Here is an 18,791-nt window from a genome sequence, read left to right on the forward strand (position 1 = left end):
AGTCTTTCGGAAATGACAAAGGCCCTGCAATCACATAGCAGTGCCCAGTTTCATCCTCCCGAGCGCGCCATTCACGCTTCTCCCTTCCGCCACATGAGAAGCACGGGACGCCTGACGAGCGTCTAACCGCAGGCACAAAATTGAAAATACCAAGAGTCCCAATCGATCAGCGGTAGGCATTTTCTGCACCCCGCGACATGAAATCGAGGACCGCATTTAAGGAAACATCTTTCCTGTGACGGAAGAAGGTCTGCATTTGCAGGCATACTCTTGAATGAAATGCAAAACATCATTGTGCAGATAAAGATTGGAGCGCTTCCATTACTGCCAGAAGCATCTGTCGGGCACGCTACCCGCCATCGCGCTGAACTTCGAGAGAGAATTTACGAAGGGAAGTACTTTCGTGTTGGCTCGATCTAAAGTAGCTTCAGTCTAGGCAGTTAGGGGGTATTTGCAGCTAGGGGGGCATTTGATGACAAAGCTGATTTATAGATTTGCCGTGCGCCAACTTTGCGTGGCTTTCACTTTAACAATGTATTCTTCATACGCGCTGGCCCAACACAATCCGCAAGCAATCTTGCAAGGGGTAATTCAGCAGCTGAGTACCGGCACTCCCGACCCCTCATGGTATGGGCCCGCTTTATGGCAAACCATCGCCATGCAGACAGGCAACAGCGGCTACTACCCTCAATTGGCAATGGCGGGTCCGCCGGTCAACATCCAGGTCAACGGACAACAGCCTCTTCCGCAAGGCATCGTCTATATACTCAGATCGCAACATCAGAACGGGACAGCCTACAATTGGAATTTGGGCATTAGTTCGCTTACGAATCGCATCGAATACATGAACGTCAATCCTGCAGGCGGCCCCGGAACACCACCTGGACCCGGCGGAGGCGGCCCCGGAACACCGCCTGGACCCGGCGGAGGCGGTCCCGGCCTGCCTAAAGGTCCCGGTGGCGACGGCGGAGGAGGTGGAGGAAGCGGAGGAGGTGGCGGCGGCGGTAGTGCGTGTCAGCGCTATCCAAATCTCTGCTAATCGGAGGGCGCTATGCTACGTCGCGAGGTTATTCTCGGTGGCGCGCTCACCATCTTGTGGGGCGCAGCCAATTGTGCATGTCATGCACAGACAGTCGCCAAAAGAAGACCCGGCTGCACCGTGGATGCAGACGAGGCGCCACGGTTTTTCGAAAGAGCAAATTCAGAAATCCTGACAGCAACTGGAACCGAACCTGTGGTCCCAACCTCGGGCAATCGGGACTTCGACTACGCATTGGCGCACACGCTCTCAAGGATGACAGATGTATTCGAGGTCCTGCCGGGCTTTGGGTATTACGATGACGGGAATTCTCCGAACGCATATGCAACGCCAGCTGTGAGGATGCGGTCGGCTGATGGCACCGTACTATTCGGCCGGAGTCTTTTGAGAGCGACGTTGGCAGAACGTGATCATCCGGATGTGGCCGTGTCGGCCGTTTGTGCGCACGAATATGCGCACATCCTTCAATACAAGAAGGGCCTAATAGGCCGCCTACTAGCCGGTCAGTCAACCGTAAAGCGTGTTGAACTTCACGCGGATTACTTGGCGGGCTTTTTCGCAGGTGCCCGCAAACTGCAGAAACCGGAATATCCGGCTGCCGTGTACGCCACGAAGGCTCATTCAATTGGCGATTACATGTTCACCGACCGCAATCACCATGGCACGCCTGATGAGCGGGCTGCGGCAATCGTTGCTGGCTTCAATGCGGCATATCGAGATAGAAATACGTTCGCTCAAGGCATCGAAACCGGCATCACATACGTCCAGTCGTCTCGCTAACTGTGGCAAAAATGCTCGATGGTTTCAGGCGATGCGCGAAACATCATCGCGAGCCGCGAACCGCCCGTAGCTCAGCTGGATAGAACGCCAGTCTACGAATCTGGGGGGCAGGAGTTCGAATCTCTTCGGGCGCGCCATTTAAGATATGCACTTGCCTGTGGGGGCGCCCGACTACCCGCGTCCCGCCTTAGCTGACGAAGGCAAGAGCGGGATACGAAGTATTTTGAAGCCTGGAATCTCAGACCATACCTCCGCCGCTTCCAGAGACCCAACAGTCACGACTGCAGCCGGCACCTCTCCATCGATCACCCGCAAGATAGCCAGCGTTGTGCCCTCGCTCATTTGAACATCAGCCGCGCCCGCTGCCACGATCGCAGTCCTTACCCCAAGGATAGAATCAGATGGCAGGACATCGATCGCAACGATTTTATTGGTTAGGTCGGATGCGGACATGATTTCAGGGCGAACGACCAGAACGGCAACCCGTTGGTTGGCGTTGGTTGGCGGCGCAGCCGCGATCGTTTCATCAGAAGGGGGAATGGCTGGCGCGGAATCAGAGGGATTAGCAATGCGGTCCGCCTTCATCTCCGGTGCCGGAGTGACGGTCGCGGTGGTCAGGTCATCAACCGCCGTGGCAGTCGCAGCCTGCTCCGGTGTCGTTCCAGCTTCAGGCGGAGAGGTGGCATTTGGTGCCGGCAACGGAACAGCTATTCTTTCAGGGGAGGTGGGCTTCTTTTCTGCACGCTCTGCGGACTGCAGATCGGCCTGTCTGGCCGGCGGTGCCTCAATGCGGATTGGTGCTGTTTTCTTCGCCACACGAGCCGGCGCTTTCGGGGTGCTCGCTCGTATTCTTGTTGTGTGTTGGGATTTGTCCTTCAACGACTGTTTATCAGACCGCGAGGACACCGGCTGCGCAGAAGCGGGAGGTACTTGCCTCGACATAGACAACTGTCGGGACCAAGCCATGTATGACTGGCAAGCATTGTTGCATGGCAGCCCGTCAATATACACGGTACCGGGTGAATCAAGCGGCGCAGCCTGGGAGGCTCCAATTGAGCTAATGAACAGGATGCAGGTCAGCAACATCAGTTGTTTCGACATGACATGCTACTCCATACTAATAGTCCGGCTCCGCCCCAATCAAATACGAAAGACAATCTGTTCAAGTTTCCCGGCTGACTCATTCTTCCAAGTTCGCCCAGTCTAATAGCTCAAGCGCCGCTGGCGTGAACTTTACGAACATTACAAAGTCGCGGACCGCGCGTGATAAAGAAAGGGTAAGCGGTCCTACCTCAAGTGTAAGTGCACTAGTCTACACAAAGGCCAACTAGGGCAGGCGCCAATTCGCTGTTCTACGCCAGACCAACGTTATAGCTCCCAACCTTCTCAAAACTACGATCAGCATTCTCGGCTCTTCACCGCGCAGTCGAGCCTAGAGTTACTGCTCGCAGGCGCTCTCTCAGAGAAGTTGGCTTTTCCTGCGTTCGCTTGATGAATTCCAGCATGAGGCTGAGTGCTGGTTCGGCGTGCGTCTCAAGCAGGAAATGTCCGCCGTCGAAAATATGAGCCTCCATGCGCGGCAGATCCTGCATCCAGGACAGCGTTTCGGCGATATCGAAGAATGGGTCGTGACGGCCCCACAGCATGAGCGCAGGCGGTTGCCATTTTTTTAAATAGCCGGCGATCGCATCGAAACGCGCGGCGTGGCTTGCATAATCGGCGATGAGCGCGCGTTGGGTCTCCATGCGGCCGGGAAGATTCATCACCTTCCAGTCCTCGACCCAGGGTTCGCCTCTGATCGTGGCGGCAACACCCTCCGGCAGCCCGCCGGTGTATTGCTCGCGCGTGAATTCGAAGGTCAGGTGGGGCGTTGCGGCCGCTTCGTTCTCTTTTTTCGGTTCTGACCAGAACTTTAATGTGGCGTCCCATAGGGGGCCGAAGCCCGTTCGATGCACGTTTGCGTTCTGGATGATGAAGCCAGAAACCAGCTCGGGCGCTTGCATGGCGATCTGCAGGCCCATAGCGGCGCCCCAGTCATGTATGTAGATGAAGCGGCGACCAATCGCGAGGTGGGCCAGCAATTCGGAAATTGCATCGCTGAACGCTGCAAAGGAGGGCGTCGGCGGAACGTCGGACTGGCCATGGCCGGGAAGGTCGGGCGCGACCACATAGGCGACGCGCGCCAAGCCAGGGATTACATCGCGAAATGTTCGCGATGAGCTTGGGAAGCCGTGCAGGAGGAGCAAAGCGGGGTTGGAGGGATCGCCCGCAGTGACGTAGGCAAGCTCGGTTCCGCCGGAGAGACACATTCGGCGTTGGGCGGGCAGTCCCATGTCAAGATTCCGTTTTGCCGTCTGGAACTGGAGGTTAATTCAAACGAGCCGCGCGCGTTCCGGATGTTGCCGAGGAGCGTGTGGTGCCCAGGCGTTGACCTGGGCCTTGCTCATTGTGTAGTGCGATTTCGCAATCTGTCGCAGCGAGCGATAGCGGTCCCGCGGCTGCAGCGTCCCGTGACAGTGTTTGGAAAGTCGATGTCGGAAGAAAAAGTAGATGTCGTGGTGCTCGGCGCGGGCGTCGTCGGCGTATCAACAGCCTATGCCGCGCGAGAGCGCGGGATGTCGGTCGTTCTCGTCGACCGGCGCGAGCCGGGCAGCGAAACCTCCTATGGCAATGCCGGCATCATCAGCAGCGGCTCGATCACGCCGCTCAATAATCCGTCGCTATGGAAGGCGCTGCCGAAATACCTGACCAACCGCCACGCCGCATTGCGCTGGAATCCGCTGTGGGCGATTCAGAACGCCGGATGGATCGCGCGTTTTCTGGCCGATACGGCTGCGTCGCGTTTCAGGCCGCGGGCGACCGCCCTGCATGGGTTGATCGGTGTATCCGCAAAACTGCACCGGGAATGGATCGTGAAAGCGGAGGCGGGGCATCGCATCCGCGAGACCGGCTGGCTGAAAGCGTGGCGCGGCGATGCGGTCGCGTCGGCGAAGCAGGAGCAGGCCCTGCTGGCCGAATACGGCATCGCAAGCGAATTGCTCGACCGCCAGGGCATCTCCGCACTCGAGCCTGATATCGTGCCCCTCTACAAGGTGGGCCTGCTGCACACAGAGACCGCTTCTGTCGACTCGCCGGGCGCAGTGGTCAAGGCCTATGCGCGGATGTTCGCTCGTGCCGGCGGCGATATCAGGCAGGCGGACGTCAAGGCGATCGTGCCCGACGGCGATCATTGGCGCGTGGTGCTGGCCGGAGGCGAGATTTCGGCACGACATGTGGTGGTCGCGCTGGGACCGTGGTCCGCTGATATCTTGCGGCCGCTCGGTTACCGCGTTCCGCTCGCCTTCGAGCGCGGCTACCATCGCGAGTTCAAGCCGAACCCGGCGCGACCGTTGCGGCGTCCGATCTATGACATCGACGGCGGCTTCATCATGACGCCGATGGAGCAGGGCATCCGCGTCACCTCGGGCGTCGAACTGACCGGCCGCGATGCGCCGTCCTCGTTCGCCCAGCTCGATCAGGTGATTCCGCTTGCGCGCGGCGTGGTCGAATTTGGCGACGCTGTCGGCGAAACATGGCGAGGCTCGCGCCCGACGCTGCCCGACAGTCTGCCGATGATCGGCCCAGTGCCCCGGCATGCCGGACTGTGGCTTGCTTTCGGTAACCAGCACATCGGTTTTACGACAGGTCCCGCCACCGGCGCCGCCATTGCCGCCATGATCGGCGGTGCGCCGCCGCCCTACGATGTCACGCCGTTTGCGCCGGACCGCTATGTTTCCTGACGCCGCTGGCGCAGCGCCGCTGCCCCGGCCGAGACCAGCATGACGAAGCCGAATATTCCGCTCACCCCGGCGGTGACGAAGAACGGCTTCAGGTCCGCGCCGGGGCTGAGGTCGAGCAGGATCGGCGGCGATGCGACCGTGATGTTGTTCTTGCGGTAGTGCTCGGCGACAGGCCCGGGAAGACCATCACGCGCCAGAACGCCCGGTTGCGTCGTTATCTGGAAGGCCGGCGTCCTCTGCGAAAGCATCAACATGCTGCCGCCACCGGGCGGCACATAGGCCGTCGTGTTGGTCTTCATGAAATAGACGAGAGGCTGGCCCGGGCGCCAGCTCGCCGGCGTCAATGGAATGTAGCGGTCGAGTATCGTCGTGCTATCCCTTTTGGTCCCGAACTCGATGATGTATTCGGTTCGCGCGATGCCGGTGATTGTCACATGGGTTGATCGCGGCGTGTCGCCCTTCGACAGGTCGAGGCTCTCGACGTTGAATGTCTCCATCGACTTCACATAGCCGTACCAGCCGGCACCGGTCGCGACCGCCAGGGCCACGACACCCAGCAAGACGAAAATCGCGGTCGATCCGGCGCCCGAGCCGGCATTGCGCATCTGGTCCTGCATACCGGTAAGCGTGACAAGCACGGCGGCCGGACTGCCCAGGACCAGGAGCGGAAAGAGCAGGGTAAGCCTCGCCCGGTAGGAGCCGTGCTGCTCCAGTTGCCACTCGGCGGCCAGCCGATAGAGCCCTGTGTAAGCGTACCACTCGTAGAAAGCATAAGCGCAGACCGCCGCGACGTAGAGCCAAATGACCCACTTCAGGACGGACTTCATCATTCCCCCAACGGCGCCTCGGCTGCAAATGCGAGGGCCGCGACGGTCGGTCGGGATTGCGTCAATCCTGCGGTGCGGACTGGGGCAAATTTTGTGGATGTCGCGGAATAAAGCGGATGACTTGCGCAGTTTTCCCTGGGGGCTTCCGCGAAAAATGATCGGCCGCACCAGCCCGGCGGCATGAGGCCGAGCGCGGCATCGAACGGCGCAAGCGAAGATCCCCGCATCGGGGGCGGGCAAGGCTGCCGAGCAGCATCGCGAGCGGCGCAAGCAAGACGCCGGCTCGGACTGGTTCGCTGCCGATGAGCCTTGAAGCCGCGCAACCGGCGGCCGTGTGGACCCATCTCGGCTCAGATCGCTCGAAAAATGGGCGCGGGCTTGGAGGCGGCGGACCTCGGTGTCCCGAGCGCGGTCCGCGCGTGGCCCGTATTCTGGAACCAGGGGCATTGAATTCGCTCGAACTTTTTTCGGCCGCCTGGACGCGGTGCCTGTCGTGAGACCGGCGGGGTGCCGTGGCACGCACATTGCAATCGTCGCAATGGGGATTATCGCGGTGGGCAATCGTGGCAATCGTCAACTCGCTCTTGCATGGGACGACAGTTTGGTGACACCGTTGCGTTTGCTTGGCCGGCCCGAGAATGTGGGGGCGCGCTCGTCGGTCCTGGGGTTTTGGTGATGTTGCGTCTGATTGCCCGGCGTCTTGCTATCGGTGTGCTGGTCGCGTTCACCGTCATGACGCTTGCATTCCTGCTGACGCGGCTGTCTGGCGACCTCGCCATTTCGATCGCCGGCCCGTCGGCAACGCAAGCCGACGTCGAAATCGTGCGCAAGGCCTATGGCCTCGATCGCCCGCTCTATGTGCAGTTCTTCGCCTGGACCGGCCGCGCCATGGTCGGCGATTTCGGCCAGAGCTATTTCTTCAAGGACAGCGTGGCGAACCTGATCCAGAAGCGCCTGCCGATCACGCTCACGCTCGGCCTCGTCGGCCTGAGCCTTGCTTTGGTCATCTCGATTCCACTCGGCATCCTGGCGGCGCTGCGCGAAAACACCTGGATCGATCGCAGCGTCACCCTGTTCACGATGGTCGGGCAGGCGGTGCCGAGCTTCTGGCTGGCATTGATCCTGATGATCGTGCTCGGCCTGCAGCTCGGCGTGCTGCCGATCTCGGGCACCGGCACCTGGCAGCATTTCGTGATGCCGGGGATCGTGCTCGCCTTCACGGCGATCCCGGCGCTGACGCGGCTGACGCGCTCGGGGATGATCGAGGCGATGGCCTCGGATTACATCCGCACCGCGCGCGCAAAAGGTCTGTCGCGGGCGCGCATCATCTTCAAGCACGCGCTGCGCAACGCCGCCATTCCGGTCGTGTCGATTGCCGCGGTCCAGCTCGGCTTCATGCTCGGCGGCTCGATCGTCATCGAGACAGTGTTCGCGCTGCATGGCGTCGGCTATCTCGGCTGGGAGAGCATCGCCAAGAATGATTTCCCCGTCGTGCAGGCGGTGGTTCTGGTGCTCGCCGTGTTCTACATCGGCCTCACTTTGCTGGCCGACATCCTCAATGCACTGCTCGATCCGAGGCTGCGCACGGGATGAGCGAGCCGATTGCCATTCAGGCGCCGCAGCCTTCGAGCACAGGTAGCTCGCGCATCGGCACCGCCGGCTTTGCGATCGGGATCGCCATCGTCGGGCTGGTCGTGGTGGCCGCGGTCATCGGCAATGCGCTGGTGCCGCAGGACCCGTTCATTCAGGATCTCGGCAACCGCCTCAAGCCGCCGTTCTGGATGGAGGGCAGCCAGGCCGGGCACCTGCTCGGCACTGATCAGCTCGGGCGAGACTATCTGGCGCGGCTGGTCTATGGCGCGCGCATTTCGCTGCTGATCGGCATCATGACGGTAATCACGTCGGGGGTGATCGGCATCACGCTCGGCGTGCTCGGCGGCTTCTTCGGCGGCCGCGTCGATGATGTCGTGCTGTTCGCCATCACGACACGATTGTCTATCCCCGTCGTGCTGGTCGCGCTCGCGGTCGTCGGGCTGATGGGATCGGGCCTCGGGCTCGTCGTGGCGACACTTGGACTCCTGTTGTGGGATCGGTTTGCAGTTGTCGCGCGCGCGACCACCATGCAGGTTCGCAACCACGACTATGTCAGCGCCGCCTGGTGCGCCGGCGCCTCGACGTCGCATATCCTCATCAAGGAGATCCTGCCGAACATCGCCAGCCATCTCGCCGTCGTGGCAACGCTCGAGATGGCGCTGGCGATCCTGCTCGAAGCTGCCCTGTCGTTCCTCGGCCTCGGCGTGCCGCCGCCGCTGCCGTCCTGGGGGCTGATGATCGCCGAGGGCAAGGACTACATGTTCTTTTCGCCCTGGGTGATCATGATCCCCGGCGTCGCGCTGGCTGTTCTGGTGCTCGGCATCAATCTGGTCGGCGACGGACTGCGTAACCTCCTCGGCGCGGAGCGGCTGCGATGAGCGCGCTGTTGGAGGTCGAGGAGCTTCAGGTGACGTTCGGCGGCCGCACCGCGGCGGTGCGCGGCGCCTCGTTCCGGGTTGAGAAGGGCGAGACTCATTGCCTGGTCGGCGAGTCCGGCTGCGGCAAGTCGGTCACCGCGCTGGCTGTCATGAGCCTGCTCGCGCGCGGCGGCCACCGTTCGGCAAAACGGATGAGCTTTGCCGGCACCGATCTCACCTCGCTGTCGGATCGCGAGATGGCGCGGCTGCGCGGCAATCGCATGGCGATGATCTTCCAGGAGCCGATGACCAGCCTCAACCCGGCCTTCACCATCGGCTCGCAGATGGCGGAGGTGCTGACGCGCCACAAGGGCGGCTCGCGCGCCGCGGCGCTGGACCGCGCTGCCGAACTGATGGGCCGTGTCGGCATCACCGCGCCGGGCATGCGGCTCGGCCAGTTCCCGCACCAGCTCTCGGGCGGTCTGCGCCAGCGCGTCATGATCGCGATGGCGCTGATGTGCGATCCCGAACTGCTGATCGCCGATGAGCCGACCACCGCGCTCGACGTCACCGTGCAGGCGCAGATCCTGCGGCTGCTCGCCAACCTCAAGCGTGAGTTCGGCCTGTCCATTCTTTTGATTACCCACGACCTCGGCATCGTCGCGCGCGTCGCCGACCATGTGTCTGTCATGTATGCCGGCGAGGTGGTGGAGCGCGCGACGACCGCGGAACTGTTCCGCGCGCCGCAACACCCTTACACCCGCGGTCTCTTGTCCTGCGTGCCGGTGCCGGGCCGCGTGCAGCGTGACAAGCCGCTTGGATCGATCCCCGGCGTGGTGCCGGCAATCGGGGCAGGCTTTGCCGGCTGCGCCTTTCGCTCGCGCTGCGCCCACGCCGACGAGACCTGCACGCGCGCAATTCCGCGGCGGCCGGCGGGCGATGCGCACGACTATCTTTGCCGGCTCGCGCCGGACTGGGCGGAGCTGCAACCCGCATGACCGCCGCGATCGAGGTTGAGAACCTGCGGTGCGAATTCCGCGTCCACACCGGGTTGATGTCGGCGGAAAAGCGCGTGATCGCGGTCGACGATGTCACCTTCAGCGTACCGGCCGGCAGCGTGCTCGGCATTGTCGGTGAATCCGGCTGTGGCAAATCCACGCTCGCGCGCATGATCCTCGGATTGCTCAAGCCGACGGCAGGGACCGTGCTGGTCGACGGCAAGCGCCTGTTCGACCTCGACCGCAAGGCGCGTGCCCGGCTGATCCAGCCCGTGTTCCAGGATCCGTTCGCTTCCCTCAATCCGCGCCGGCGTATCAAGGACATCGTGGCGCTACCGCTGGAAGCCCAGGGCACGTTCACGCGCGGCGAGATCGATCGCCGGGTCGCAGGCATTCTCGAGCGCGTCGGCCTCTCGGCCGCGATGGGCGAGCGCATGCCGTCGCAATTGTCCGGCGGGCAACGCCAGCGCGCGGCGATTGCGCGGGCGCTGGTGCTGGAGCCCAGGATCGTGATCTGCGACGAGCCGACCAGCGCGCTCGACGTCTCGGTGCAGGCGCAAATCCTCAACCTGCTGGCCGATCTGCGCCGCGACCTCGGGCTCACCTACCTCTTCATCAGCCACAATCTCGCCGTCGTGGAGCACGTCGCGAGCGAAGTCGCGGTGATGTATCTCGGCCGGATCGTCGAGCGCAACGAAACCGACGCGCTGTTTCGCGAGCCCGGCCATCCCTATACGAAGGCGCTTCTGGAAAGCGTGCTGACACCGGAGCCGGGCCGTGGCGTGCCGGACATCGGCCTCGGCGACGTCATGCCGGATCCGGCCAATATTCCGCCGGGCTGCCGGTTCAACCCGCGCTGCCGCATCGCGGTCGAACGCTGCCGCCATGAGGCACCAACACGCATGGTCCGGCCGCCGCAGGGAATGGTAGAGTGTCATCTGGCATAAGGCGTGCTTCACGCCACTTCACAAAACACCAATAATTGGAGGGCGATATGCGTATGCAAAACAAGCTCGGCGCGGCAATTCTGACCGCGGTTCTGTTGGGCGCCGGTGCGGTGCCCGCGACAGCTCAGAAATCTGCCGACACGCTGCGGATCGTGATGCGCGATGCGCTTCCCAACATCGATCCCTATTACAACAATCTGCGCACCGGCGTTGTAATGCACCATCAGGGCTGGGACGCGCTGGTTTACCGCAATCCGGATACCTTCAAGCTGGAGCCGCTGCTCGCAACCGAGTGGAAGTTTCCGGATCCGACCACCATCGAATTCACCCTGCGGCCGGGCGTTAAATTCCACGACGGCAGCTCGTTGACGGCCGACGACGTCGTCTACACGATCAACATCGTGGCCGATCCTGCGAGCCGCGTCTCGACCCCATCCAACTACAACTGGATCGACAAGGCCGAGAAGACCGGCGATCTTTCGGTGCGCGTCAAGCTCAAGCGGCCGAACCCCGCGGCGCTGGAATATTTTGCGCTGGTTCTGCCGATCTATCCCAAGGCCTATCGCGAGAAGGTGGGCGCGGAAGGCTACGCCAAGGCGCCGGTCGGGGCGGGTCCGTACAAGATCACCAAGGTCGAGCCCGGCGTCTCCATCGACTTCGAGCGGTTCGAGGATTACTGGGCCGGCAGCCCCAAGGGTAAGCCCGCGATCAAGAAGATGAGCGTGCGCTTCGTGCCGGATGCCAGCACCGAGATGACAGAATTGCTCGCCGGCCGCGCCGACTGGATCTGGAACATGAACCCGGACCAGCTCGAGCCCGTGAACCGGATGCCGCATCTGCAGGCCGTGCGCAAGGAGTCGATGCGGATCGGCTATCTCTCGCTCGATGCGGCCGGCCGCACCGGTGCCGACAATCCCCTGACCAAGCTCAAGGTGCGTCAGGCGATCTGGCATGCGATCGACCGCAAGGCGATCGCCGACAAGCTCGTCACCGGTGGCAGCCGCGTTCCTTCAGCGCCATGCTTCCCGTCGCAGTTCGGCTGCGATGCCGAAGCAGCAATAGCCTACGACTACGATCCGGCCAAGGCGAAGCAGCTTCTCACAGAAGCCGGCTATCCCGACGGCTTCGAGGTCGAGCTTGCGAGCTACGTGCTGCCGCAATGGGGTTCCTCCGTCCAGAACTACCTGCATGCGGTCGGCATCCGCGCCAAGCTCAATCAGCTCCAGACGGCGGCGCTGATCCAGCGCGCCAAGGCGGGTGAGTTGCGCGCCTATCTCGGAAGCTGGGGCAGCTACTCGATCAATGACGTCTCGGCCATCATGCCCAATTTCTTCGATGGCGGCGCCGACGACTATGCGCGCGATCCCGACGTGCAGAAGGGGCTGCTCCAGGGCGGATCGACCATTAATCCGGAGGTGCGCAAGGAAGCCTATTCGGCGGCGATCAAGAAGATCACCGAGCAGGCCTACTGGGCACCGCTGCACACCTATGTGACGACCTACGGTCACTCCAAGCAGCTCGATTTCACACCGTATCCGGATGAGCTGCCGCGCTTCTACTTGGCGAAGTGGAAGTAGGGCCGGACGTCACTTGCGGTGGTTCCTTATGTGCACTGCGCGGGGCTTAGGCCCCGCGACCGAATGCGGAACTAACGCCACGAAAAATCCCGGCCTGCGCTCGCGATTTGCGTCACATAGAGCAGGACTATTTTTGCGTGACCAGCCGGGCCGGCATGCCGGAAATTCCCGAATATTTAATCTTTCGGCTGCATAGTAGCTTTTTTGATACCGTCTCCTTTAATGTCCGCCGGAATTTTTCGCGATGGTCGAAACCCGGATTGCACCACGTGTCCGTGTCATGAAGGCCGCCAAAATCGAGTATGGCGGCGACAAATATCCTTGCACCGTTCGCGATCTATCCGCCACGGGCGCAGCGCTGGATTTTCCGGACCTGATCCGTATTCCCAATGAATTCACATTGATCCTCCCTGAGGACGGATTGAAGCTGCCTTGCCATGTCGTTTGGCGCAGGGAGTACAGGGTCGGCGTAGCATTCGACTAGTGGCGTAAGAACTTCGTAGGGTGGGCAAAGCCAACGGGTCGCGCGAATGCGCGCCCGATGACAGGCTCCGCGTGCCCACCATTCTCACCGAGTATTTCCGATAAAGATGGTGGGCACGTCGCTAACGCTCCTTTGCCCACCCTACGATTCTTGCGGAAACCCGAACCGCTCGATCACATCCGCGAGTGGGATATGGCCGACACAAGCACCTGTTCCCGAACCGATGTCGCCATTCTCCAGCGCCGTTGCGTAGGTGACGGCCGGGTCGGCCTCGACGCGCCGGCGCAGGGCGGCGAGTTTGGGCCAGCGTGAGGCATCGGCGACCTGATGGAAGTCGAGCCATCGCGCGACGCCGACCAGAAGGCCATCGGCCAGCGTCGGACGCTCGCCCATGAGAAAGGACTGATCTCCGATCATGGCCTCGAGTCTGTCATGCCGCTCGATCACCCGCGCGGCGCCGAACTCACGCAGCGATGCCTGCATTTGCGGGTTCGGTTTCGCCATCTCCATCGCGACCCATAGCGGCGAGAATGCGCCGGTGAAGCCCGTGTTAACAAAGCCCATCAGCTGGTGCATGCGGTCTGCTTCCGGCGAAAGCGGCGCAAAGCTGATGCGCCGCTCGCTGTCTCTTGCCTCGAACCATCCGGCGATCGCCATCGTCTCGGTCAGCACCCGCCCTGCATCCGTAATCAAGACCGGCGTTTCATGCCGGGCATTGATGCGGGCATAGGAAGGGTCACGCATTTCGCCGAGCATATCGACCCGGCAAAGCGAATAGGGTTTGCCAAGCCATTCGAGCGCGGCGACAAGCCCCATCGAGCTTCCGGCCGGGAAGCCATAAACAAGAATCGGTTCCACTGGTATGTTCTCCGTGATTTCTGCTGATCACGCTGCGCAGCGTGACTGGAAACTACGGATCGCGCTGCCCAAGTAAATTACGCACCTTTTTGTAACCACGAGTATTCGGATGAAAGATCTCGTCTCCCGCTGTCCCATCGAAGAAGTGATGCAGGTCATCAGCGGCCGCTGGCCCGGTCTGCTGATCTACTATCTGAAGCAGGGCACGAAACGCTTCAGCGACCTGCGCAGGGACAACCCCACCATCTCGCACAGGATGCTCACTCTGGAGCTCCGCAAGCTGGAGGACGCCGGCATTGTCGCGCGCACTGAATTCGAGGGATATCCGTTGCGCGTGGAATATGATCTGACGCCGGCTGGTCTCAAGCTCGTGCCGCTGCTTGACGCGCTCGGTAGCTGGTGGGACGCGACTGAAGCGGGCCGCGGTCAGGCCGGCACGTTGCCGGTCCAGGTGACGGATTAATTCAGTGGTGGAGCGTCAGCTCTCCGGCAAGCCCGCCGCCGCCATCAACTGCATGATCCGCTCGGCCGCCTCGATATAGGTCGGGCTGGAATTCTTCGTGGGCGTCGGGACGTTGCGCACGGTCGAGCCGGGCCGCAATTCGCGGCCCTTTTGCATCGCCGCTCTGGCTTCGTCAATCTTCCCCAGTTGCTGATAGGCCGCTGCCAGCAACATATGCGTGCGGCCACTGGCTGCCGTGATCGCGATCGACTTCTGCAGCCACGGCACGGCGTCTTCGGCGCGGCCCATCAGCATATTGGCCCAGCCTGCGCCGATCATCCATGTCCAGCGCGAGACTTGCGGGGTATCGAACCGGTCGGCCTGCTTGAACGTTGCCAGTGCGTCCTCGAAGCGTCCGGTCTGGATTTGGGCAAGGCCGACATGATACAGCGCGATCCCGTTCCACGGATCGAGGCTCAAGGCCCTCGCGCAGGCCACGAGGCTGGCGCTGAACTGGTTGGTGGCGTTGAGGAAGCGGCAATAGGCCTCGTGCGCCGGAATATAATTCGGCTTCGCGCGCAGCGTCTGCTGCAGCAGCGCCTCGGCCTTGCTTTCCGACACCTCGCGCTCGGCCGGGTTCAACCAGACCATCTGCACGCCGCGCATCAGCAGCGCGGCCAGCGCGACCTGAACCTCGACATTGCCAGGGTCTTCGGCGAGCGCTTTTTCCAGCATGGCCTGCGCCGCCTGAAAACGTTCCGGCGAGGTCTGGTTGATATGGGCGGTCGCCTGTTCGATCACGACCTTGTTCTTCGCAGCGGATCGCGTGTCGCCATTCAGCAATTCGTTGATGCGCAGCGCCAGCGCGTGACCGACGCCCGCCGCGAGCCGGGACTGCTGCATCTGCAGGTCCGTATCCGCGGGGTTGACCTGATATGACGCGGTCCACGTCACCTCGCCGGTGGCCGGGTTGGTCATGCGCGTTCGTATCGTCCAGGCCTGCTCGCTCTTCTGCAGTTCGCCTTTCACCACGAAATCGGCCTTCGGTGCGGCTGTTTCCGGAGCCAGCACGCGGATGTTTTCGATCTTCGCCAGCCCGTCGGTCAGGCGGCCGCTCACGTCAGCGGCCATCTGGGCGACGATGGGATCGTTGCTTGCATCCGCGATCGGCATCACGGCGATGCTTGTCGGCCCGCGCGCAAACATCAGGCCGGGGCGCAGCATCCACACGGCGACCGCCGTGCACAGGATGACGAGCCCCGCGACAGAAGCGAACGCGATGCGACGCCGGCTGAAGTCGAAAAAGCGCTTCGCAGGTTCACTGGTCGTTGCGACCGCCGCCGTCGTGTCTGGGGCGGCCGGCTCGGGCTGGCCGAGGGGCGCAATTTCCGGCGCGACCGGAGCGGCGACCTCGGTCACGCTGGCCTCGGTCACTTGGGCCCCCGTCACCTCGGCCTGGAACAGGTAGCCGCGGCCGGAGATGGCCCGGACCACCTGGCGCTTGTCGTCGCCGAGCGCGGTACGGATTTCGCGGATGCACTGAAACAGGCTGTCCTCGCCGACATGGACGTTCGGCCAGGCCGCTTCCATCAACTGCTGCTTGCTTAAGACGCGGCCGGCATTCCCGGCGAGCAGTCGCAATATCTCCAGGGTCTTGGGCCGGAGTCTGATCGTCCTGCCATCGGGGGCGAGCAGCTCGGCGCGCTCGGAATCGAGCTCAAAACCAGAAAAGCGCAGCACCGTCCCCTCCAAACCGGCAACTGTCCCCATTTAGTCCGCGGATCGACCTCAAAAATGTGCCGAAACGCACAGGCGCGCCGAATATCAGAAAAATTTCAGAATGTCTCAGCCCCAATTTCAGGACCTTCCTGACGCGAAATGACAGGAATGGGCGAGGCTGGTGTGGGGAGTCGTGCCGAATGGGGACTGCGATGCCGGACAGGCGCGCGGACCTCTGAGGTCGGGGGCGGAAGATGTCACCCGCAGCCACGCCGGCAAGGGCTTCGTGCGCTATGTGTGGTGAATTTCACAATCGGACCGGTATCTGCATGCTAAAATCAATTCGCCCCGCCCACGACCAGGCCTTCAAAGAAGCCGATCAGCCCGCAGAGCAAGGACCGAACAGCATGGACGATGTCCTGAACCTCACCCAGGTCAAGGCCGAACTGTCCTATCTCAATCGTCTGGACCAAAGACGCGAGACCAATGTGGCGAGTTTGAAGCGCCTGAAGGAAGCCCGTGACGCGCTGCTTGGCAGGGGAAGTGAAGTCGCGGGGGGCTCAATCTCACGAAGTTCCTAAAGTAGGATCAGATTAGGTCGGGCCGTGACGACGGATCATCTCGTGCCTCGGACGCAAGCGGCGTGAGTGCTGCGAGCCGGGGCCCATTCTACTTTGCATGGGGTTGTTTTCGCGATTTTATGTCTGGGCCTGTCATCGGGCGGCGCGTCGCGCCGAGCCGGTGGCTCGCAATGACGGTTGAGATCAACCGTTCGTCATGTGCACGCCGGGCCTCTCGCCCGCATTCCACTTGCCGTCGATGGCACGCTCGATCTGCGCCGCCAGTTGCAGCAGCAGTCCGTCATTGGCCTGCTTGGCGATCGCCTGGATGCCGAGCGGCAGGCCGTGCTCGTGGGTGGCGAGCGGCAGCGAGATCGCGGGGATGCCGCAGAGGTTGGCGAGCGGCGTAAAGGCGAAATTGCGCCAGAGATTGCCGAACCAATCCAGCACGTCGGGATTGTCGCTGATGGTCAGATACTCCGTGGTGCCGACCTTCGGCGTCGGCAATGCCGTGATCGGCGTCAGGATGATGTCCCAATCCTCGAAGAACGCGCCGAAGCCGCGCGAGGTCGTGTTGAAGGCCGCCTGCATCCGTGCCCGGTCGGCATAGCTCGTGTTCCGGCCGTGCTCCCAGATCCTGACGTTGATGGGCTCGATCAGGTCTTCCGGCGGTTTCTCCAGCCCGCGCGCGGCCAGCATGTTGGAGATCACGACGGCAAAATTGCTGATGTAGCAGGTGGTCTGCGCCGCAAAGGCTTCGCGGTAGTCCAGCTCCGGAAGAGCGTAGTCGACGTGATGGCCGAGGCCTTCGAGGAAGCGTCCGATCCTCTGCAGTTCGGCCGCGATGTGCGGCGTCGCGCGGTACTCGCCCCACTGGTACGACAGCGCGATTTTCAGCCGCGCCGGATCGCGCATGATCATTCTGGTGTAGGGCTCGGGCGAACTCCAGAACGGCATGAATTCGCCGGGCGCCGGACCGCGGCAGGCGTCGACGAAAGCCGCGGTGTCACGCACCGTGCGCGACTGGCAGCCCTGGATCGAGACCAGCCCGCTGAGGTCGGACAGAAGCGGCGACAGCGAGAACACGCCGCGCGAGACCTTCAGCCCGATATTGCCGTTGACCCCGGCGGGGATTCGGATCGAGCCGCCGCCATCGGTGGCATGCGCGATCGGAACCGTGCCGGCGGCGACCATCGCGGCGCTGCCGGCCGACGAGCCGCAGGTGGTGTAGTCGGTATTCCAGGGATTGCGCGTGACGTAGACGGCGGGATTGTCCGCCGAGCTGCAGACCCCGAATTCCGGCGTGGTGGTGCGGCCGATCAGGTTGAGCCCGGCGCCGCGCATCTTCGTCGTCATGAACGTGTCGGCCGAGGCGCGGTTGCCGCGCATGTAGCGCGAGCCCATTTCCTGCAGGCGGCCCTTCAGCGTCGGGCCGAGGTCCTTCATCAGGAACGGAAGTCCGGCAAACGGCCCATCGAGATTGGTGCCGTCGATGCCGGGGTCTGTGACTGCATCCTCGAAGATTTCGACGACGGCTGAAAGCGCGGGATCGACCTTGGCGATGCCGGCGGCGGCCTGCGCGGCCAGCTCCGCGGCCGTCAACTCGCCTTTGCTGACCCGCGCCGCCAGCGCAACGCCGTCATGGTCGGCCCATTCGTCCCAGCTCATCGGCAAGTTCATGCAATCGGTCCCCTCGGAAAATAGCTCGGGACCTTAAAACATGATCGGGGAAAAGGCGGAACTTTTTTTCACCGGTCCGCGAGACCGGTTCATCGCGGCCTTCGTGACGGCCGCCGAGCGGCAGCGTCTTTCAGGACCGGAAATCTATGCCCCGCACGATGATGCCGGGGGGAGAGCCTTCGAACTCCCGCGCCTGGAATTTGCGGGACGCGCACGCCTCGATCTGGTCCCGCAACCGCGCGAATTGCTCCTCGCGCCGGTGGGCCGGCGTCCGCGGCACGTGTTCCAGTTCATCCATCGCTGCAGCGCTGACGGCGCAGGGTACCTCCCTGCCGCCGTCCATCATGGAAAACAGCAGGACCATCCGGTCGTCGTCATACCCCCGGATGTTGCCGCGCGAGAACGTCATCAGGCATTTCTCCCGGAGCGAAACGATCCTCTCATCCGGCTACCCTCTTTTTTGTTACCGGCGGCGGATTGATTTCTGCGATCCTGCGCAGGCAGTCCGCTTCGGAAGAATGCGGGCCCGAGACGAAGGTTCCACTGACCTTGGTCGAGTACCAGCCGGACTCCACCCCAAGACGGAGCGATTCTTCCGTCATGACATGACGTGGCGAGAGATTTTGCATCAGGTGCTTTCGGTTTGCGCCG

18 protein-coding genes are annotated in these 18,791 nt (G+C 62.4%); 10 read left to right on the forward strand and 8 right to left on the reverse strand.

Annotation, left to right across the window (positions count from 1 at the left end; translation table 11 throughout):
* Positions 1–1,051 precede the first annotated feature (1,051 nt).
* Positions 1,052–1,819 (forward strand): metalloprotease, encoded by a 768-nt coding sequence (locus KIP88_RS37235; protein ID WP_249791312.1) that lies wholly within the window; start codon positions 1,052–1,054, stop codon positions 1,817–1,819.
* 171 nt (positions 1,820–1,990) lie between these two features.
* Here KIP88_RS37235 and KIP88_RS37240 read toward each other — a convergent pair whose 3' ends face one another.
* Positions 1,991–2,920 carry a hypothetical protein gene (locus KIP88_RS37240; protein ID WP_214493142.1) on the reverse strand — a complete coding sequence of 310 codons (930 nt, stop codon included), beginning with the start codon at positions 2,918–2,920 and terminating at the stop codon, positions 1,991–1,993.
* 314 nt (positions 2,921–3,234) lie between these two features.
* The gene (locus tag KIP88_RS37245) at positions 3,235–4,152 is read right to left on the reverse strand and encodes an alpha/beta fold hydrolase (protein WP_214493143.1); all 918 of its coding nucleotides are present in this window, start codon (positions 4,150–4,152) and stop codon (positions 3,235–3,237) included.
* Between the two features lie 198 nt (positions 4,153–4,350).
* Between KIP88_RS37245 and KIP88_RS37250 the strand changes: the two genes are divergently transcribed.
* A complete protein-coding gene (locus KIP88_RS37250; protein ID WP_214493144.1) occupies positions 4,351–5,598 on the forward strand; it encodes an FAD-binding oxidoreductase in 1,248 nt (415 codons plus the stop codon).
* On the opposite strand, the gene KIP88_RS37255 is transcribed toward KIP88_RS37250, so the two are convergent.
* Complete coding sequence (locus tag KIP88_RS37255; RefSeq protein ID WP_214493145.1) at positions 5,586–6,428, reverse strand: hypothetical protein; 843 nt, start codon at positions 6,426–6,428, stop codon at positions 5,586–5,588. The two genes, KIP88_RS37250 and KIP88_RS37255, sit on opposite strands and share 13 nt — an antisense overlap.
* A gap of 672 nt (positions 6,429–7,100) precedes the next feature.
* On the opposite strand from KIP88_RS37255, the gene KIP88_RS37260 reads away from it, so the two are divergent.
* From KIP88_RS37260 to KIP88_RS37285, 6 genes are all read left to right on the forward strand, one after another.
* Positions 7,101–8,018, forward strand: coding sequence for an ABC transporter permease (locus KIP88_RS37260; RefSeq protein WP_214493146.1), 918 nt, complete (start codon positions 7,101–7,103; stop codon positions 8,016–8,018).
* On the forward strand, positions 8,015–8,896 hold the full coding sequence (locus tag KIP88_RS37265; protein WP_214493147.1) for an ABC transporter permease: 882 nt from the start codon (positions 8,015–8,017) through the stop codon (positions 8,894–8,896). The genes KIP88_RS37260 and KIP88_RS37265 overlap by 4 nt, the downstream gene beginning before the upstream one ends.
* On the forward strand, positions 8,893–9,873 hold the full coding sequence (locus tag KIP88_RS37270; RefSeq protein WP_214493148.1) for an ABC transporter ATP-binding protein: 981 nt from the start codon (positions 8,893–8,895) through the stop codon (positions 9,871–9,873). The genes KIP88_RS37265 and KIP88_RS37270 overlap by 4 nt, the downstream gene beginning before the upstream one ends.
* Positions 9,870–10,820 carry an ABC transporter ATP-binding protein gene (locus KIP88_RS37275; protein WP_214493149.1) on the forward strand — a complete coding sequence of 317 codons (951 nt, stop codon included), beginning with the start codon at positions 9,870–9,872 and terminating at the stop codon, positions 10,818–10,820. The genes KIP88_RS37270 and KIP88_RS37275 overlap by 4 nt, the downstream gene beginning before the upstream one ends.
* Positions 10,821–10,867: 47 nt before the next feature.
* Entirely contained in the window at positions 10,868–12,397 is a 1,530-nt protein-coding gene (locus KIP88_RS37280; RefSeq protein ID WP_214493150.1) for an ABC transporter substrate-binding protein, read from the forward strand.
* Positions 12,398–12,641: 244 nt separating this feature from the next.
* Positions 12,642–12,881, forward strand: a complete 240-nt coding sequence (locus KIP88_RS37285) for a PilZ domain-containing protein (RefSeq protein WP_214493151.1) — start codon at positions 12,642–12,644, stop codon at positions 12,879–12,881.
* 141 nt (positions 12,882–13,022) lie between these two features.
* On the opposite strand, the gene KIP88_RS37290 is transcribed toward KIP88_RS37285, so the two are convergent.
* Positions 13,023–13,739 carry a glutathione S-transferase family protein gene (locus KIP88_RS37290; RefSeq protein WP_214493152.1) on the reverse strand — a complete coding sequence of 239 codons (717 nt, stop codon included), beginning with the start codon at positions 13,737–13,739 and terminating at the stop codon, positions 13,023–13,025.
* A 109-nt stretch (positions 13,740–13,848) separates the two neighbouring features.
* Between KIP88_RS37290 and KIP88_RS37295 the strand changes: the two genes are divergently transcribed.
* Positions 13,849–14,202 (forward strand): helix-turn-helix domain-containing protein, encoded by a 354-nt coding sequence (locus KIP88_RS37295; protein ID WP_214493153.1) that lies wholly within the window; start codon positions 13,849–13,851, stop codon positions 14,200–14,202.
* Between the two features lie 15 nt (positions 14,203–14,217).
* Here the strand turns inward: KIP88_RS37295 and KIP88_RS37300 are convergent, their stop codons facing one another.
* Positions 14,218–15,921, reverse strand: a complete 1,704-nt coding sequence (locus KIP88_RS37300; protein ID WP_308163724.1) for a tetratricopeptide repeat protein — start codon at positions 15,919–15,921, stop codon at positions 14,218–14,220.
* A gap of 308 nt (positions 15,922–16,229) precedes the next feature.
* Between KIP88_RS37300 and KIP88_RS37305 the strand changes: the two genes are divergently transcribed.
* Positions 16,230–16,481 (forward strand): hypothetical protein, encoded by a 252-nt coding sequence (locus KIP88_RS37305; protein ID WP_214493155.1) that lies wholly within the window; start codon positions 16,230–16,232, stop codon positions 16,479–16,481.
* A gap of 183 nt (positions 16,482–16,664) precedes the next feature.
* Here the strand turns inward: KIP88_RS37305 and KIP88_RS37310 are convergent, their stop codons facing one another.
* The 3 genes from KIP88_RS37310 to KIP88_RS46945 form a co-directional block, all read right to left on the reverse strand.
* Positions 16,665–18,140 carry an amidase gene (locus KIP88_RS37310; RefSeq protein WP_214493156.1) on the reverse strand — a complete coding sequence of 492 codons (1,476 nt, stop codon included), beginning with the start codon at positions 18,138–18,140 and terminating at the stop codon, positions 16,665–16,667.
* Between the two features lie 130 nt (positions 18,141–18,270).
* Positions 18,271–18,549, reverse strand: coding sequence for a DUF1488 domain-containing protein (locus KIP88_RS37315; RefSeq protein ID WP_214493157.1), 279 nt, complete (start codon positions 18,547–18,549; stop codon positions 18,271–18,273).
* A gap of 31 nt (positions 18,550–18,580) precedes the next feature.
* Positions 18,581–18,769 (reverse strand): hypothetical protein, encoded by a 189-nt coding sequence (locus KIP88_RS46945; RefSeq protein WP_247781612.1) that lies wholly within the window; start codon positions 18,767–18,769, stop codon positions 18,581–18,583.
* Between the last annotated feature and the right edge of the window lie 22 nt (positions 18,770–18,791).

The sequence above is a fragment of the Bradyrhizobium sp. SRL28 genome (assembly GCF_018596315.1).
Lineage (GTDB): Bacteria > Pseudomonadota > Alphaproteobacteria > Rhizobiales > Xanthobacteraceae > Bradyrhizobium.

Excerpts from the sequence above, each read along its gene's own strand:
- KIP88_RS37235 (WP_249791312.1), top strand. The coding sequence starts at position 1,052 with ATGCTACGTCGCGAGGTTATTCTCGGTGGCGCGCTCACCATCTTGTGG.
- KIP88_RS37240 (WP_214493142.1), bottom strand. The coding sequence starts at position 2,920 with ATGTCGAAACAACTGATGTTGCTGACCTGCATCCTGTTCATTAGCTCA.
- KIP88_RS37245 (WP_214493143.1), bottom strand. The coding sequence starts at position 4,152 with ATGGGACTGCCCGCCCAACGCCGAATGTGTCTCTCCGGCGGAACCGAG.
- KIP88_RS37250 (WP_214493144.1), top strand. The coding sequence starts at position 4,351 with ATGTCGGAAGAAAAAGTAGATGTCGTGGTGCTCGGCGCGGGCGTCGTC.
- KIP88_RS37255 (WP_214493145.1), bottom strand. The coding sequence starts at position 6,428 with ATGATGAAGTCCGTCCTGAAGTGGGTCATTTGGCTCTACGTCGCGGCG.
- KIP88_RS37260 (WP_214493146.1), top strand. The coding sequence starts at position 7,101 with ATGTTGCGTCTGATTGCCCGGCGTCTTGCTATCGGTGTGCTGGTCGCG.
- KIP88_RS37265 (WP_214493147.1), top strand. The coding sequence starts at position 8,015 with ATGAGCGAGCCGATTGCCATTCAGGCGCCGCAGCCTTCGAGCACAGGT.
- KIP88_RS37270 (WP_214493148.1), top strand. The coding sequence starts at position 8,893 with ATGAGCGCGCTGTTGGAGGTCGAGGAGCTTCAGGTGACGTTCGGCGGC.
- KIP88_RS37275 (WP_214493149.1), top strand. The coding sequence starts at position 9,870 with ATGACCGCCGCGATCGAGGTTGAGAACCTGCGGTGCGAATTCCGCGTC.
- KIP88_RS37280 (WP_214493150.1), top strand. The coding sequence starts at position 10,868 with ATGCGTATGCAAAACAAGCTCGGCGCGGCAATTCTGACCGCGGTTCTG.
- KIP88_RS37285 (WP_214493151.1), top strand. The coding sequence starts at position 12,642 with ATGGTCGAAACCCGGATTGCACCACGTGTCCGTGTCATGAAGGCCGCC.
- KIP88_RS37295 (WP_214493153.1), top strand. The coding sequence starts at position 13,849 with ATGAAAGATCTCGTCTCCCGCTGTCCCATCGAAGAAGTGATGCAGGTC.
- KIP88_RS37305 (WP_214493155.1), top strand. The coding sequence starts at position 16,230 with ATGCTAAAATCAATTCGCCCCGCCCACGACCAGGCCTTCAAAGAAGCC.
- KIP88_RS37310 (WP_214493156.1), bottom strand. The coding sequence starts at position 18,140 with ATGAACTTGCCGATGAGCTGGGACGAATGGGCCGACCATGACGGCGTT.
- KIP88_RS37315 (WP_214493157.1), bottom strand. The coding sequence starts at position 18,549 with ATGACGTTCTCGCGCGGCAACATCCGGGGGTATGACGACGACCGGATG.
- KIP88_RS46945 (WP_247781612.1), bottom strand. The coding sequence starts at position 18,769 with ATGCAAAATCTCTCGCCACGTCATGTCATGACGGAAGAATCGCTCCGT.